The following is a 16,606-nucleotide window of genomic DNA, read 5'->3' as shown; positions in this document are numbered from 1 at the left end:
GTCATCTCAAACCCGGCGGGAGAGCTGGAAGTGAAGTGTTTGGTCATCCGTGAAGCTCTCGCCGAATATTTCGAAATGGCCACCCTCCTGCCGGTACGCGCGATACTGTTCACGCGTGAGTTTCAGGCAGAAGTTGGAAACATGCAAGTTTCTTCCACTGATTGAGTGGGCGAATTCTTCGGCCAGAATGGCCACTTGCGCGCTTTGGCCATCGTCGAACACAACCGGCAGCAAAAAGAAGCGGTTCAGTGTCGGCAGACTGCGGTCAACGGCCCGCTCAAACGCGATCCGCGAAAACCGTTGCATCGCCGGATGGGCGTAAAACCCGGAGATCTTGTCGGTCTGATCGATGGTGTAGAGCTGGCTTTCCGACAGGAGCAGGTCTCCGGGCCGGGTGATGTCCCGCAGCCAGCCGTTGACGATTGCCGGATCGTCATTGCCTTCCTGAAAGCCGAGCATGGTCACAAGGGCCGGCGGGGCATTGTGCCCGATCATGTCTTCCAGGCGGCAGGCCTCGAAGGGGGCCGTGACAAACTCAAGCGGCGTTTCCGGCAGGATCGACGCAAGAGCCGCGCGCATCGGCGCGGCGGACATCGGGTTGATGTCGACGGCGATATAACGATCTATAATGACGCCCATGTTCTGCAACGTCTGGAGAATGAACCCGGTCTTGACCGGCTCTGGCCCGAGTTCGACATACACCAGCCGCTCACCCGCAAATGCGCTGGCGATCCGCCTGCAGCTTTCTTCCAGTGCGGTCCGGAAAGACCTGCCGTTCTCGTGCATCCGGCCAAGCGTATCCGACGCGATTCCCGCCTCGTTGAGCTGACGCATGAGCTGAAACACTTCGTCCAGCGGCCCTGTCGCCGTCTGCGAACTGCCTTCGTTGGTGTATTTTACCCGGTTGTCCTGGGTCAGGATGGTGTCGAGACTGAATTCGGTATGGCAGGCAATTGCCCTGTGAACTCTTTGTTGCAGCGAAAGGGGGCCGGTCGAGTGGTGATCTGGCCCATGCTCCGGCTGGCCATAGGAAAGCGCTAAAGTCATGGCGGATACCTGTTTTGACAAAAGAGACTCTCGGATTACGGGATTTTTTACTGTCTCCTAAATTTATAATTGAAGCGCCCCATAATAGAACGTTATGCTTGCGTGGCGCTGGACCCGCGGAAAACCGTGTTGGTCGTCTTGCGTTAAAACGGAGGCAGAGACATGACTATCGGCCGTTTTAATATCGAACTGCTGGAAGCCTTTGTTGCTGTCGCGGAAGCAGGCAACGTCACTCATGCGGGTTCGCGGCTGAACCGTACGCAACCCTGCGTCAGCACTCAACTGCGGCGCCTGGAGGAACGGGTCGGCAAGCCACTGATCGAACGCAGTGCGCGCACCATGAATCTCACGCCAGCGGGCCGGATTCTCTATCAGCATGCCACCGAAATCCTGAGGTCGCACGAGGAAGCCAGGTTGCGCCTGTCCGCACCTGAGCTGACCGGCACGGTGCATGTCGGCCTGCCCGAATGGTATGCCACCGGACAGTTGCAATCGATCTTCTGCAATTTTGTGCGCATTCACCCAAACGTGAAGCTTGAGATGACGGTGGCCGACAGCGCCACGCTGCACGAAATGCTGTCCAACAACGAAATCAACCTGGCGATTGCCCTCGTCTCGCAGACCAAGCAGAAGCCGGTCGAGATATTCGAGGAACCGCTGCACTGGGCCGTCGGCGACAATTGCCCGCTGACCGATCCGCTGCCACTGATCATGTTCCCGGAACCCTGCCCTTTCCGCGAAATCTCCTTCGGTTCGCTCGCCCGTGCCGGCCGGCAGTGGTACGAGCGCATCACCACCACCAGCGTCGCCGCCGCGCAGGTGGCCGTGCTCTCGGGAGCGGGCCTTTGCTGCCTGCCATCGGGAGCCATTCTGGAAGGCTTCAAGATCCTGAAAGAGCAGGATGGGTTTCCGAAGCTTCCGGCAACGCAGCTCGCGATTTACACCCAGTCGACAACACAGTCGCCCATCGTCGATTATCTGGAAGAACACCTCAACGACCTGTTGCAGAACGCCATAGCTCCGCGCTCGGCCCTTGCCGGCAAGATACAGCCGGATTTACGGGTGGTCTGACGGCCCGAGGGTTCAGGCCGGTTCCGCCAGGATTTCCAGCAGTTTTCTGTGCGCTGCGACCGGTTTGTGATCAATGCGCCAGACCAGATAGGTCAGGGCATCGCCGAAAGGCACCGGTAGTGGGGTCGTCGTCAACTGGTCGGCATTGCGGAACCCCAATACGGCGCTTTCCGGGGCAACCGTGAAGCCGAGACCGGCTTCGACGCAGCCCAGAATCCCCTCCAGCGTGCCCATTTCCGTTACTTCCCTGTCGCTCTGGCCAATGCTGCCGAGCCAGGCCTGTGCGGCCGCCCGGTAGCTGCAGCCCTGGCGGAAGGCCAACAGGGGCCCGCTCTGCGGACTGGCCGCCCCATAGGTACAGACAAGCCGCTCGCTGAAGGCACGCACGGCCCGAAAGCGGCTGGCGTCGACCGGTCCGGCGACGAAGGCCGCATCGATTTTCCGGTCCCACACTTTCGACAGCAATTCCGCGGTCGGCCCGGTCGTCAGGGACAGCGGTGCGGCGCTCACGTCTCTCAACCGTTTGAGAAGGGCGGGCAGGCGAACGGCTGCCGTCGTTTCCATGGATCCGAGCCTGAGCGGCGCGCCTGCTCCGGCGGCTTCCAGTAGGTCGCGCTCGGCCGCTGCGAATTGCTGCAACAGCACGATCGCGTGTGCATGAACCTGTTCACCGAAGTCCGTCAGCCGGGCCCCTGCCTTGCTGCGCTGGAAGACCTTTTGGCCGAATTGTTCTTCCAGACGCCGAATGCGGGAGGTGACATTCGACTGCACACAATTCAGCGCCCGAGCGGCGCTCGAAAAGGAGCCCGTTTCCTTGATTGCCACCAGTGTTTTCATAAGAACGACATCCATACTATCTAAATTAGAGATATCAAATTCCTTCTTCAATCGTTTTTCCTGCACTTATTTCCATGTCACCCTGCCTGCATGAAACAGATGCTCGACACGCCCTTCACCCGCCGCTTTGCCGTTTCCCATCCGGTGGTGCTTGCGCCGATGGACCGGATTTCAGACGGACGCCTGGCCGCCGAAGTCAGCCGGGCCGGTGGCTTCGGCATCATCGGGGCTGGATACGGCGACCCGGACTGGATCGACGCAGCCTTCGATGCCGCTGGCGGTCAGCGGGTCGGCCTTGGTGTCATCACCTGGAGCCTTCTGAAAAAACCGGCCCTTGTGGATCAGGTCCTCGACCGCAACCCGGCGGCCCTGTTTGTTTCCTTCGGAGATGCGGAACCAATCGTCAAAGCCGCCAGGGAGCGCGGAATACCAACCATCTGGCAGGTGCAGCGCCTGGATCAGGCCGAACAGGCCCTTAAGGCCGGAACCGATGTTCTGGTCGCGCAAGGGCAGGAAGGTGGTGGTCACGGTATGGACCGAGGCCTGGCAGCGCTTCTTCCGGCGGTGCGGGATGCCGCCGGCAAGGAGACGATCGTCCTGGCGGCCGGCGGTCTGGCGGACGGACGCGGCCTTGCCGCTGCCCTGATGCTCGGCGCGGACGGCATCATGATGGGCACAAGGTTCTGGGCGAGCGTGGAAGCGAATGGATCAGACAAAGCCAAGGCAGCCCTGACGAAGGCACGTGGCGACGACACAGCCCGCTCCAGTGTGTTTGATGTTGCCCGCGGGCTCGACTGGCCATCACAATTTACCGGGCGCGTGGTCCAGAATGCCTTTTCGCGCCCCTGGCTGGAAGATCCAGCCGGATTGACCGGCGCGGCTCACAAGATCCGGAAAACCTATGAGGCCGCCGACCCGGATGACTATTCCATCCGCGCCCTGATCGCCGGAGAATCCCTCGATCTTGTAAAAACCGTTCTACCGGCCGCAAGGATTGTCGAAGACACCGTTCGGGAAGCCGCTGCGCTTCTTGCCCGCGCACCGAGTTTCGTCCTCGATTGAATTCGCACCGGCCCGGCAATGCAGTAGGCTGCAGCCAGCAGCCGCCAATTCAGCAGCCCTTTCCGGACATTGGAAGGTGCGGCAAATTGTATGCAGGTTGAAATAAGTCCCGCCGGATCAAACGGCCGCCTTTCACCACAAGCCCATGACATTCCTTTATTTTTAGCCGCCGATTGCCTTTACCCCCCGCCCGCTTTGCTGCAACGGGGACATCTGGATACAATTTCCAGTTCGTACAGCCCGCAGTTGCCTTTGACGTTACGAGCACTTCGGCCTACGCCTTTAAAGGCCGGGATAGGAGGGACCGGCAACCGTCACATCCGGTCTGAAAAAGGCAGTTGTACCATGTCTTTCAAACGTATCGTTTTCTGGGCGCATCTCGTGGTCGGGGTCGCCTTCGGTCTGATTATCCTCCTGATGTCGGCAACCGGCGTGCTGCTGACCTACGAGCGCCAGATCATCTCCTTTGCTGAAAGCCGCGCGGTCGAACGGCCCGCCGACGGGCAGTTGATGACGGCCGACGAACTGGCAAGCGCGGCGCTGGCAAATGGCGCCCAACCCGGCAATTCGCTGGTCCTGCCCAGGCAGGAAGGCGCGCCGGTGACGCTTTCGGTAAGCCGCCGCGAAAACCACCTGCTCAATCCCTACACCGGCGAGCGGATCGACACGGCCGCCGAAGGCACGAAGTCCTTTTTCGGCACGGTGACCGCGCTGCACCGCTGGTTTGCCCTTTCCGGCGACAATCGCACTATCGGCCGCGCCGTGACGGGCGCTGCCAATCTCGGCTTCCTGTTCATTCTGGTTTCCGGATTTTATCTGTGGTGGCCGAAGAAATGGACCTGGCGGATCGTCAAACAGAACCTCCTCTTCCGCAGGAACCTGCCGACAGCCAAGGCGCGCGACTACAACTGGCACCATGTCTTCGGCATCTGGGCACTGGTGCCGCTGTTCGCGGTGGTCGTCTCCGGCGTCGTCATTTCCTATCCCTGGGCCAGCGACATGGTGGCCGCCGTCTTCGGACCGGTTTCGCCCGCAGCAACCGGTCAGGCGGCAAGCGCAGCGCCGCAAGGGCAGAACCGGGCGCAGGGCGAGCCTGTCAGCCTGCAGGCAATTGCAGACGAACTGAAACAGGCAGAACCCGACTGGCGGACCCTTTCGATCAAGTTGCCGAACGGACGGGCTGCGCGTGTGATGGTGACGGTGGATACCGGCAACGGCATTCAGCTTTCCCGCCAGACGACCTACACGGTCTCCAGGGTTTCGGGAGACGTGCTGGGCGTCAGCGGCGCAGAAGACCAGCCCGCAGGCCGGCGCGCCCGGATATTTCTGAGGTTCCTGCACACCGGCGAGGTCTACGGCTTTGTCGGCCAGACCCTCGCCGGGCTGGCCTCGCTGGCGTCGGTGTTTCTTTTCTACACGGGCTTTGCACTCGCCTACCGCCGACTGATCCAGCCGTTGTTCCGGCGCCGTGCCCAGCAGGCCTGAGGCCTGCTCCCCTGAAGCGATCGAGGCGCCTGGAGCAAATCGCGTTTATCGGAAGCGCTTTTCGCTGTCTGACATCAGTGATTTCGACTCAAAAGCGATGCATGATTTTTCCGGTTAAACGCGACACACTCTAGTGCGCCTCGTCCCAATTGTTGGCGGCGCGGGCGTCGACCTGAAGCGGCACGGAGAGTTTCAGCGCCGGATCGCAGGCGTTTTCCATCACGTCCTTGATCACCGGAATGGTGGTTTCCACCTGGGCATCCGGCACTTCGAAGATCAGTTCGTCGTGCACCTGCAGCAGCATCTGCGCATCCAGCTTTGAGCCTTCCAGCCGATTTTCCATGCGCACCATCGCCCGGCGCAGGATATCTGCGGCAGACCCCTGGATCGGCGCGTTGATGGCGGCGCGCTCATAGAAGGCGCGCATGTTCGGGTTCTTGGTGTTCACTTCAGGATAATGCGCCTTGCGGCCGAAGATCGTGGTCACGTAGCCGTTCGCATGAACCTGCTTCTTGATCGCTTCCATGTAGTCCTTGATGCCCGGGAAACGCTCAAAATAGGTCTTGATGTAATCCCCCGCTTCACCTCGGGAAATGCCGAGCTGATTGGCAAGGCCGAACGCGGAAATGCCGTAGATGATGCCGAAGTTGATCGCCTTGGCCCGGCGGCGCACCATCGGGTCCATGCCTTCGATTGGCGTGCCGAACATTTCACTTGCCGTCATGGCGTGAATGTCCAGCCCGTCGTCGAACGCCTTCTTCAATTGCGGAATATCAGCCATATGCGCCAGGACACGAAGCTCGATCTGGCTGTAGTCGGCCGAGATCAGCTTGTGACCCTTTTCGGCGATGAAGGCCTTGCGGATCTTGCGGCCTTCCTCGGTCCGGACCGGAATGTTCTGCAGGTTCGGCTCTGACGAGGACAGGCGCCCCGTGGTGGTGGCTGCCAGCGCGTAGGACGTGTGCACGCGGCCCGTTTCCGGATTGATGTAACCGGGCAGGGCGTCGGTGTAGGTTGATTTCAGCTTGGAGAGCTGGCGCCAGGAGACGATCCGCGAAGGCAGTTCGTGCCCTTCCGCGGCCAGATCCTCCAGAACCTGCGCCGAGGTCGACCAGGCGCCGGTCTTTGTCTTCTTGCCGCCGGGTAGCCCCATCTTGCCGAACAGGATATCGCCAAGCTGCTTGGGCGAGCCGATATTGAAGTTTTCGCCGGCCAGCTCGTAAATCTCGGATTCCTTGCCTGCCATCCCTTGCGCAAATTCGCCCGACAGGCGCGACAGCATCTGCCGGTCGACCGAAATGCCGCGCTTTTCCATGCGCGCCAGCACCGGCACCATCGGCCGTTCCAGCGTCTCGTAGACGGTCGCCATGCGCTCGGATGCCAGGCGCGGCTTCAGGATCAGCCAGAGGCGCAGCGTGACATCGGCATCTTCCGCCGCATAGGCTGTCGCCTTGTCGATGGCCACCTTGTCGAAGGTGATCATCGACTTGCCGGAGCCACAGATTTCCTTGAACGGGATCGGCTTGTGGTCGAGCCAGCGCTCGGACAATTCGTCCATGCCGTTGCCGCCCTTGCCGGCATCGACCGTGTAGGACAGCAGCATCGTGTCGTCGAAAGGCGTGATGTCGATGCCGTAGCGGGTCATCACCAGCCAGTCGTACTTGAGGTTCTGCGCAATCTTGAGGACCGAACGGTCCTCCAGCATCGGCTTCAGCACGTCCAGCGCATCTTTCAGCGGGATCTGGCCTTCGACAAGGCCGCCGCCCCCCAGAAGATCGCCCTCGCCGTCGACATGGCCAAGCGGCACATAACACGCCTTGCCGGGTTCGGTGGACAGCGAGACGCCGACAAGCTCGGCCTGCATGGCGTCCAGTGACGTGGTTTCGGTATCGAAGGAGACGTAGCCCTTTTCAAAGGCCGCGTCGCACCATTCCTTCAGCCGCTCGAGGCTGGTGACTGTCTCATAGGCGCTGCTGTCGACCGGGATCGCCCGGATCGATTGGGCACGGGCATCGGCAACCGTCTGGGGCACCAGCAGGCCGGAAGTGTCCGGATCCGCGTCGTCCGGGCTTTTTTCAGCTTCCGCAGCGACACTGTCGCCGCCGCCCGGGCGCTCCATGATGCGGCCCTTGTGGTCCGGAACGTCCCAGCCCGGGACTTTCAGGTCTGCCGCGTCGACCGCGTCCATGTCGGCCCCCGTCACATCGGCAACACGCCGGGTGAGGGTGGTAAAGCCCATGGCCTTCAGGAAACCGAGGGCCTTGGGGCCGTCGATACCGGTCACCGAGAGTTCGCCCACCGGCACTTCAACCGGCACATCCTGCTTCAGGGTCACAAGCTGCCTGGAAATCCGGGCCTGATCGGCGAATTCGATCAGGTTTTCCCGGCGCTTGTTCTGCTTGATCGTGTCTGCCTTGGCGAGCAGTGTTTCCAGATCGCCGAATTCGTTGATCAAAAGGGCCGCGGTCTTCAGGCCGATGCCCGGTACGCCAGGCACGTTGTCAACGCTGTCGCCGGCCAGCGACTGCACCTCGATGACCTTGTCGGGGCCGACGCCGAATTTCTCGAACACCTCGGCTTCGCCGAAGGTCTTGTTCTTCATGGTGTCGATCATGCCGACCTTCGGACCGATCAACTGCATCAGGTCCTTGTCGCCCGAAACAATGGTGACGCGCGCACCCTGTTCGGCAGCTTCGCGCGCATAGGTCGCAATCAGATCGTCAGCCTCGAAGCCTTCCTGCTCGATGCAATGGACCGAAAAGGCCCGGGTCGCCTCGCGGATCAGGCCGAACTGCGGCACCAGGTCTTCCGGCGGATCCGGCCGGTGGGCCTTGTACTCCGGGTAGATCTCGTTCCGGAACGTCTGGGCGGAATGGTCGAAGATCACCGCGAAATGGGTGGGCTCGTCGCCTTCTTCCGGTGTCAGCCCTTCCTGCAGCAGCTTCCACAGCATGTTGCAGAAGCCCGAAACCGCCCCGACCGGCAGTCCGTCCGGCTTGCGCGTCAGCGGCGGCAGCGCGTGATAGGCGCGAAAAATGAACGTGGACCCGTCGACCAGGATGAGATGGTCATCGGCGGTGAGGGCGGGAGAGGTGCTTTGCGTCGACATGGCGCGGATCATGCCCGCAGGCCGTTCTGGAGAAAAGTCCTAAAGTTAAAATTTCCAAGCTCGCCGATCACTCAGCCGCCTGTGCCTGACGTTTCCCGCTGAAAGTACCGCTGAGATAGGCCCAGGCAGGCCTGCGGAACAGGAACCAGCCGATGTTCGTGCGGCGGATCAGCCAGAACAGGATCATCGGGCTGACCGACGCCACCAGCGTCACGATCAGCGACGTGGTGCCGATGTCGAAAATGCCCAGCTTCAGCAGAATCACCCGCGTCACGGCCATGGGGAAGAAGAAGGCGAGATAGATGACAATCGAGTTCTCGCCGAAATGCTGCAGAAGCCCGAGCCGGCCCCATTTCACGATCAACGCGCTGGTGAGGATGATGGCGCCCGCACCGGCCGCGCCCAGAGCAAGCGCAATGCCCGGCAGATGCGACCAGCCGACATAAACCAGTGTGCCGTTCACAAGGCCCCAGACCAGCAGATAGCCGAGACTGACGCCGATTCGCTCCCGTGCCCAGCCGGCCAGGGCGAAGATCTGCGGTGCAAAGACAAAGCCTGCATAGAAAAAGACAAAGCGGGCCGCGAATTCATCCACCAGGAGCCAGCCGGTGTGGATGGGGGCGATCTGCAGAAGCGCACCTACGGCCAGAACCAGTTGCCAGGGCACGCCCTTGTCATGCGCCGCTTTCGACACGACGAAGAAGATCGGCAGCATGTAGATGAACCACAGGGTGCCGAAAGGCTCGATGAAGCTCAGGAAATAAAGCTCAACGGTAGCCCTGAGGCTGGTTTCCTCGATGAAGACAGGCGCTTTGACCAGAAACTGGATCGTCATCCACAAAACGTAGAAATAGGCAAAGTGGACGACCTTGCGGTCCAGATAGAGTTTCCAGTCACGGGTAATGACGTTGGACAGGAACAGACCGGAAATCAGAAAGAAATCCGGCATGCGGAAGGGCGCCGCAAAGGCAACGACGACGTGCATCCAGCCGGTCTGGCCGGCAGCGGCTTCGACACCGAGCACCGAATGCATCATCACGACGAAGATGATGCAGATGCCCTTTGCGGTATCCACCCAATCTACGCGCCTTGCGCTCATTCTTCGGCTGCGAGCTCCGCTTTAGTCTGGCTTAGGGCCGGCGCAGGGCCGGTTTCACGACAAATTTGAAGCCAGACTTGACCATGACTGGTAAATTTTACGCATACACCAACGGTCACGTTTTAGTGACCGCTTCTCGCAATCAGGGCTTGGCGTTGTCCGACCCGTCCTGCCACGGGCTGAGCTTCGGCTGGCCGGAACCGCTGCCGGTGCCGCTGCTTTTTTCGCTCCAGTCGGCTTCATCCAGATCGACGACGCCGTCATCGGGACGGCGCATGCCGCTGCCGCCCTCGACGATGACCACGTTCGAGCGCGCGATAATGAACCGCGCCAACGCTTCGCGGACCGGAGGAATGAACAGCAGCAAACCGATGGCATCGGTCACAAAGCCCGGTATCAGCAGAAGAATGCTGGCCAGAACAATCATTGCGCCCTGCATCACTTCGTTTCCGGGTGTGCGGCCTGCATCCAGTTCCTTCTGCATGCGCATCAGCAACGACAGACCCTGCTGGCGCAGCATCAATGTCCCGGCCAGGGCGGTGATCACCGTCAGCAGGATTGTCGGAAAAACGCCGATCATGCCTCCCACCCAGATGAACATCGCAATTTCGATCAGGGGCAGAAGAAGGATTGCGGCAATGATATAAAGTCCCACGGGAGCTCCAACGTCTGATAAGCTATTCTGACCTAAGGTAGACATTCACTCGCGAAAATGCGAGCAGGCAGTCACGAAATGCCTATGAATGGAAAGATTCAGTCTTGCTCTTGGGTCTGGATGCTGGTTCAAGGACCCCCTAAATAGGAAGCAGACAGGCCTTGTGTACGAGGCTGCTCTCACCTGGCAGTTAGAGCGGGCGGCTCTAGGGCCTCAAAAAGGGTAACCGGAAGTTACGATGAACGAGATTTTTGACCCGTTGAACCTCCTCCTGATGGGACTTGCGGTTTTCATTCTGTTCAGACTGCGATCCGTGCTGGGCAAACGCACCGGCAATGAACGCCCGCCATTCGACCCCTATTCCAAACCCGATCAGCAGCGCGATCGCAAAAACGGCAACGATCAGGATAATGTCATCCCGTTGCCGAACCAGCCGATGCAGGACGCCGAGACTGTCGAAGACACCGGCCGTGGCGGCGACGTCGTGATCGACAAGGTTGCTCCGGCAGGCTCCGCTTTAAACAGTGCTTTGAAGCAAATCCTCTCCGTCGACCGCAGCTTCGAGCCGGAACCTTTCCTGGAAGGTGCGCGGGCCGCCTATGAGATGATCGTGATGGCCTTTGCGGACGGTGACAAGAAGGCCCTGAAAAACCTTCTGTCGCGTGAGGTCTACGAAGGTTTTGTTGCGGCCATCGACGAGCGCGAAAAACGCGGTGAAACCATCGAATCGACCTTTGTCGGCATCGACAAGGCCGAAATCGTGGAAGCCGCGCTGAAGAACTCGACCGCCCAGGTGACCGTGAAAATCCACAGCCAGCTTATTTCCGCCACGCGCGACAAGAACGGCGAAGTGGTCGACGGCGACCCGGCCAAGGTGAGCGAAGTGATCGACATCTGGACGTTTGCCCGGGACACCACGTCCCGCGATCCGAACTGGAAGCTGGTCGCGACCGAATCCGCAGAGTAATCACGATGCAGGGCAAGCGGAACACGCGGCCCTGGCCGGGCTTCCGGCTTGTCTCACTGCTAAAGGGCGCGGTTCTGGCCGCGCCGCTTTTCTTTTCAGGAGCAGCCTCCGCCATGGTACCAGGCCAACAGATCCCGGACCGGTTCGAGGAAATCTCCTTTTCCAGTCTGCCGGGGTGGCAGGACGACGACCATGCCGCCGCCCTTGCCGGCTTTCTGCGCCTGTGCCGCAAACCGGATATCCTCACCCAAGACAAAGTGTTTCCTCCGATTTCCGCGTCGGACCTGCAAAAGCTGTGTCGCGACGCCGAGAAGGCAGCCGGAGCGGGCGGCGACGCGCCGCGGACATTTTTAGAAAGCCGGTTCACCCCGTTGCGGATCGTCCAGAGCGGTTTCGTCACCGGCTATTTCGAACCGGAGCTGGCTGCGTCCCGCGTCAGGACCGACGAATTCCGGTATCCCTTGTTGAAAAAACCGGACGGGCTGGAGGCGATCACGCCGGAAAACTGGCCGCAAGACTGGCCCGGCACGCTCAGCCACGGACGGCGGATCAACGGGCGCCTGACCGAAATGCCGGACCGGGGCGCCATCATGGACGGCAAGCTCGATACGGAAAGTCTCGAACTCGTCTGGCTTGCCGATCCGATCGACGCCTATTTCGTGCATGTTCAGGGCTCGGCTCGCCTTCGCCTTGCGGACGGCACCGCGATGCGCGTCGGCTACGCCGGCAAGACCGGCCATCCCTACACAGGCATTGCCCGGCTGCTGGTGACCCGGGGAGAAGGCACGCCGGAGGATTTCACGGCCGCAGGCCTGCGTGCCTGGCTGGAAGCCCATCCCGATGAACGCGATGAGTTGTTCCGGCAAAACCGGTCCTTCATCTTCTTCCGGGAAGTTGACGAAATCGGGCTGAGCGACGGACCGGTTGGGGCTGCGGGCCTTCCGCTTGTCGCGGGCCGCAGCCTTGCGGTCGATCCGCATTTCATTCCCTACGGCACGATGGTGTTTGTGGCCTCCACGCTGGAAGATCATGACAGCGGCAACGCGCCCTTCCGGAGGCTGATGGTGGCCGACGACACAGGCTCGGCAATCAAGGGTCCGGCGCGGGGTGACATTTTCGTCGGCTCCGGACAGACGGCCGGCGCCATTGCCGGAGAAATTCGGCACAAGGCGGTTTTCACCATCCTGGTGCCCACCATCCGCCTTGTCCCTTCCAGCGTGGCGACGGACTGAACCATGGCAAGACGGGGCAAAAAAGGGTCGCTGTCACCGGAAGACAGGGAGTTGTGGGGCAAGGTTGCAAAAACGCTGACGCCGCTGCATCCTGACAGGGCAATGGAACTCAAGGCCGACCTTGAGAAAATCACTGCGGACGAACCGACAGCCCCCGCAAAGCCGCCGAAAACCGCAACCGCGATCAAGGCCCCAGCAGCCGACAAGGCACCGCCCACACCGCTGCCGCTGCATCAGCTTGAACACCGTTACCGCCGCAAACTTGTGCGTGGTGTCAAAGCCATCGATGCGCGGATCGACCTGCACGGACTGACCCAGCATCAGGCCCATGACCGGCTGCGGGGCTTTCTTCATCAGGCCCAGGCAAGAAGCCACAAGGTGGTGCTGGTGATCACGGGCAAAGGCAGCGGCGATGCGCGTGCCTATATGGACGAGCGCGGCGTTTTGCGCAGAATGGTACCCCAGTGGTTGTCGATGCCCGACATGCGCGCCGTGGTGCTTGGCTACGAGGAAGCCCACGCGAACCATGGCGGCGCCGGCGCCCTGTACGTTCGCATTCGAAAAAGAAGGTAGGGCCGTGACCCCACTTGGCGCAAAAATCCGGGAACTGAGGACGAAACGGGATGTGTCGCTGAAGGAAATGGCAGCGGCCTTGTCGGTTTCCAGTGCCTATCTGTCCGCGCTGGAACACGGCAAACGCGGCAAGCCGACCTGGTTTCTCGTCCAGCGAATCATCACCTATTTCAACGTCATCTGGGATGAGGCGGAAGAAATCCAGCGCCTGGCCGAACTGTCCGATCCACGCGTGACCATCGACACGGCCGGCATGGACCCGAAGGCCACCGAACTTGCCAACCAGCTTGCTCTGAAGATCGGAGGTCTTTCCGAAGAGTCTCTCGCCGCCCTCCTGCACCAGCTCCGTGTCGCTGCCGCCAAGGACGGGGTGTAAGAACCCCGCTGTTGCCACATTTGTCCTCCTGGCCGAAACGCCGTGGAGATCGGCGAACCTCGGCTTCAGGGCAGACGTTGGTACCGATGAGATCTCTCTTGTCACCGCCTGCACTGAGAAAACACGCGCATGGTGGCAGAGCCCGAGACGGGTCAGATCAGGATTTACGTGTCCTTCAACCCCATCCCCTATATAAGCTGCAGCAAACCCGCGCCTGCTGAACTGAACACTGGACCAGTATGAAACTCTCCCAGGAAGACCTTGCCGGACTGATCGATGCGGATGACCTGAGACATCGCCTGACCGCGCTGACTGCCGGCAACGATGGCGACGGTTCGGACATGAAGACCCGTTCGGCCGTGCTTTCCATGCTGAAGAAGGTGGTGAAAGAGGCGCGTGGCAAGGCCCAGGAAATGCTGGACGAGGACGGCGGCGGTCTGCTGTGTGCCGGGCGGCTGTCCTATATCCAGGACGAGTTGATCCGCGTGATCTACGATTTCGCCCTGCACCACGTCTACCGGATCAAGAACCCGTCCGCCGCGGAGCGCATGTCCGTTGCCGCCGTCGGCGGTTATGGCCGGGGCACGCTGGCGCCGGGATCCGATATCGATCTTCTGTTCGTGCTGCCCTACAAGCAGACCCCCTGGGGCGAGCAAGTGGTGGAATATATCCTCTACATGCTGTGGGATCTCGGCTTCAAGGTGGGCCACGCGACCCGCAATATCGACGAGTGTATCCGCCTGTCCAAGTCGGACATGACCATCCGCACCGCCATTCTGGAAGCCCGCTTCATCTGGGGTGATGAAGCCCTGTTCGAGGAACTCGTAGAGCGTTTTGACAAGGAAGTGGTCGAGAGCACCAGCTCCGAATTCATCGCCGCCAAGCTTCAGGAACGCGACGACCGCCACAAGCGCCAGGGTGCTTCGCGCTATCTGGTCGAACCGAACATCAAGGAAGGCAAGGGCGGCCTGCGCGATCTCAACACCCTGTTCTGGATCGCCAAGTACCATTACCGCGTCAAAAGACAATCGGAACTGGTCAAGAAGGGCGTTCTGACCCGTTCGGAATATACAAGGTTCAAGAAATCGGACGACTTCCTGTGGGCGGTTCGCTGCCACCTGCATTTCCTGACGGGCCGGCCGGAAGAGCGCCTGTCCTTCGATGTCCAGCGCGAAATCGCTATCCGGCTCGGCTACACCCAGCATCCGGGCATGAAGGATGTCGAGCGCTTCATGAAACACTACTTCCTGGTGGCCAAGGATGTGGGCGATCTGACCCGCATCATCTGCGCCGCGCTGGAGGAAGAACACGTCAAGGAACCTCGCGGCAAGGGCCTGACCGGCATGATGCGCCGCCTGCGGGCGGGCCGAGGTTCCAGCGCGGCCAAACCCGTGGAAGGGGCTGCCGGTTTCGTGGTGGAAAACAACCGCCTGAATGCGGTGTCCGACACTGTGTTTGAAACCGACCCGACCAACCTGTTGCGGGTGTTCCAGGTCGCGGACAAGCATGACTACAACATGCATCCGCACCTGACCCGCCTGATCCGGCATTCGCTGAAACTGGTCGATGCCAGCCTGCGCGCCGACCCGGAAGCGAACCGGCTGTTCCTGTCGATCCTGACCTCGCGCCACGCGCCGGAAAAGACCTTGCGCAAGATGAACGAAACCGGCGTGCTCGGCCGCTTCGTCCCCGAGTTCGGCAAGGTCGTGGCGATGATGCAGTTCAACATGTATCACCACTATACGGTCGACGAGCATCTGATCCGTTCCATTGGCGTGCTGGCCGATATCGAACGCGGCAATTCCGGCGACGACCATCCGCTGGCGACCGACCTGATCCTGACGCTGCAGAACCGCAAGGTGCTGTTTGTCGCCATGTTCCTGCACGACATCGCCAAGGGCAGGCCGGAAGACCATTCCATTGCCGGTGCCCGGGTTGCCCGCAAGCTGTGCCCGCGTTTCGGACTGAACGACGCGGAAACCGAAACCGTTGCCTGGCTGATCGAACGTCACCTGGACATGAGCACCATTGCCCAGTCGCGCGACCTGTCCGACCGCAAGACGATCACGGATTTCGCCAACACCGTGCAGTCGCTTGAACGGCTGAAATTGCTCCTGATCCTGACGGTGGCCGATATCCGCGCCGTCGGCCCGGGTGTCTTCAACGGCTGGAAGGGCCAGTTGCTGCGCACGCTCTACTATGCCACCGAACCGCATCTGTCCGGCGGCCACACGAAAATGTCGCATCGCCAGACCATCGACAAGGCCAAGGAAGAGCTCGCCAGCCATTTGGGGCACTGGTCCGCCAAGGACCGGAACGCCTATCTGAACCGGCATTATCCCGCCTATTGGCTGCGAACGGAGCCGGAGCGGCTGGTCTCCCATGCCGAACTTCTGCACAAGGCCGACAGGGAAAAGAAGCAGCTCGCCTTTCAGGTCATTCCACGCGCCTTTGAAGGCGTGACCGAACTGACGATCAAGGCGCCGGACCATCCGCGCCTGCTGTCGATCATTGCCGGGGCCTGTTACGCGACCGGCGCCAATATCGTCGATGCGCAGATCGACACCACCACGGACGGCTACGCTCTGGACACGATTTTCATCGGCCGGGAACTGCCCGACGATGAAGACGAAAAACGCCGGGGCGAGCGGATTACCGCATTGATCGAGACGACACTGCGCGGTGAGGAACGGCTTCCCGAGCCCGTGTCCAAGAAGACCGGCGTCAAGGGTCGCATGAAAGCCTTCAAGGTGGCCAGCGAGGTTCTGGTGAACAACGCCCTGTCGGACGATTACACGGTGCTGGAGATTTCCGGCCTCGACCGTCCGGGCCTGCTCTACGATCTGACGCGGTCCATTGCGACGCTTAACCTGAACATCGGCTCGGCCCATATTTCGACCTTCGGCGAGAAGGTTGTCGACGTATTCTACGTAACCGACCTCACCGGACAGAAAATTGCCAATATCGGACGGCAGGAGATCATCCGTGAGCGCCTGGCAGATGCGGTTGAAGGCCATGTGGAACTCGACCCGGCAGCTCCCGTAGCCCGCAAGGTCCAGCGGCAGGCTTCATAAGTGCATTCCTCTGTCTTCG

13 protein-coding genes are annotated in these 16,606 nt (G+C 60.8%); 8 read left to right on the top strand and 5 right to left on the bottom strand.

The features are described 5' to 3' along the window. Positions 1–6: 6 nt before the first annotated feature. Positions 7–1,047 carry a hypothetical protein gene (locus SIAM614_RS18655; RefSeq protein WP_006936937.1) on the bottom strand — a complete coding sequence of 347 codons (1,041 nt, stop codon included), beginning with the start codon at positions 1,045–1,047 and terminating at the stop codon, positions 7–9. A gap of 162 nt (positions 1,048–1,209) precedes the next feature. Here SIAM614_RS18655 and SIAM614_RS18650 point away from each other — a divergent pair, with 162 nt between their 5' ends. Then, the gene (locus tag SIAM614_RS18650) at positions 1,210–2,118 is read left to right on the top strand and encodes a LysR family transcriptional regulator (protein WP_006936936.1); all 909 of its coding nucleotides are present in this window, start codon (positions 1,210–1,212) and stop codon (positions 2,116–2,118) included. Between the two features lie 12 nt (positions 2,119–2,130). Here SIAM614_RS18650 and SIAM614_RS18645 read toward each other — a convergent pair whose 3' ends face one another. Further along, complete coding sequence (locus SIAM614_RS18645) at positions 2,131–2,955, bottom strand: LysR family transcriptional regulator (protein WP_198137350.1); 825 nt, start codon at positions 2,953–2,955, stop codon at positions 2,131–2,133. A gap of 90 nt (positions 2,956–3,045) precedes the next feature. Here SIAM614_RS18645 and SIAM614_RS18640 point away from each other — a divergent pair, with 90 nt between their 5' ends. Both SIAM614_RS18640 and SIAM614_RS18635 read left to right on the top strand, forming a co-directional pair. Then, positions 3,046–4,017, top strand: coding sequence for an NAD(P)H-dependent flavin oxidoreductase (locus SIAM614_RS18640; RefSeq protein WP_006936934.1), 972 nt, complete (start codon positions 3,046–3,048; stop codon positions 4,015–4,017). A gap of 345 nt (positions 4,018–4,362) precedes the next feature. After that, a complete protein-coding gene (locus SIAM614_RS18635; RefSeq protein WP_006936933.1) occupies positions 4,363–5,502 on the top strand; it encodes a PepSY-associated TM helix domain-containing protein in 1,140 nt (379 codons plus the stop codon). A gap of 130 nt (positions 5,503–5,632) precedes the next feature. Here the strand turns inward: SIAM614_RS18635 and polA are convergent, their stop codons facing one another. The 3 genes from polA to SIAM614_RS18620 all read right to left on the bottom strand — a co-directional run bounded on the left by polA (position 5,633) and on the right by SIAM614_RS18620 (position 10,365). Next, on the bottom strand, positions 5,633–8,623 hold the full coding sequence (polA, locus tag SIAM614_RS18630) for a DNA polymerase I (protein WP_006936932.1): 2,991 nt from the start codon (positions 8,621–8,623) through the stop codon (positions 5,633–5,635). A gap of 55 nt (positions 8,624–8,678) precedes the next feature. After that, positions 8,679–9,710 (bottom strand): acyltransferase family protein, encoded by a 1,032-nt coding sequence (locus tag SIAM614_RS18625; RefSeq protein ID WP_040440590.1) that lies wholly within the window; start codon positions 9,708–9,710, stop codon positions 8,679–8,681. Between the two features lie 142 nt (positions 9,711–9,852). Then, a complete protein-coding gene (locus SIAM614_RS18620) occupies positions 9,853–10,365 on the bottom strand; it encodes an FxsA family protein (RefSeq protein WP_006936930.1) in 513 nt (170 codons plus the stop codon). Positions 10,366–10,603: 238 nt separating this feature from the next. On the opposite strand from SIAM614_RS18620, the gene SIAM614_RS18615 reads away from it, so the two are divergent. From SIAM614_RS18615 to SIAM614_RS18595, 5 genes are all read left to right on the top strand, one after another. Continuing rightward, positions 10,604–11,332 carry a Tim44/TimA family putative adaptor protein gene (locus SIAM614_RS18615; RefSeq protein WP_050789426.1) on the top strand — a complete coding sequence of 243 codons (729 nt, stop codon included), beginning with the start codon at positions 10,604–10,606 and terminating at the stop codon, positions 11,330–11,332. Positions 11,333–11,445: 113 nt separating this feature from the next. Beyond that, positions 11,446–12,564: a murein transglycosylase A gene (gene mltA / locus SIAM614_RS18610; protein WP_157139946.1), complete on the top strand. Its 1,119-nt coding sequence runs from the start codon at positions 11,446–11,448 to the stop codon at positions 12,562–12,564. Positions 12,565–12,567: 3 nt separating this feature from the next. Further along, a complete protein-coding gene (locus SIAM614_RS18605; protein WP_006936927.1) occupies positions 12,568–13,137 on the top strand; it encodes a Smr/MutS family protein in 570 nt (189 codons plus the stop codon). Between the two features lie 4 nt (positions 13,138–13,141). Further along, a complete protein-coding gene (locus SIAM614_RS18600; protein WP_006936926.1) occupies positions 13,142–13,513 on the top strand; it encodes a helix-turn-helix domain-containing protein in 372 nt (123 codons plus the stop codon). Positions 13,514–13,752: 239 nt separating this feature from the next. Further along, a complete protein-coding gene (locus SIAM614_RS18595) occupies positions 13,753–16,587 on the top strand; it encodes a [protein-PII] uridylyltransferase (RefSeq protein WP_006936925.1) in 2,835 nt (944 codons plus the stop codon). Positions 16,588–16,606 lie beyond the last annotated feature (19 nt).

Source organism: Roseibium aggregatum IAM 12614, assembly GCF_000168975.1.
GTDB lineage: Bacteria > Pseudomonadota > Alphaproteobacteria > Rhizobiales > Stappiaceae > Roseibium > Roseibium aggregatum.
Note: the sequence above shows the minus strand (reverse complement) of the source record. Positions and strands in the feature narration are given on the sequence as shown.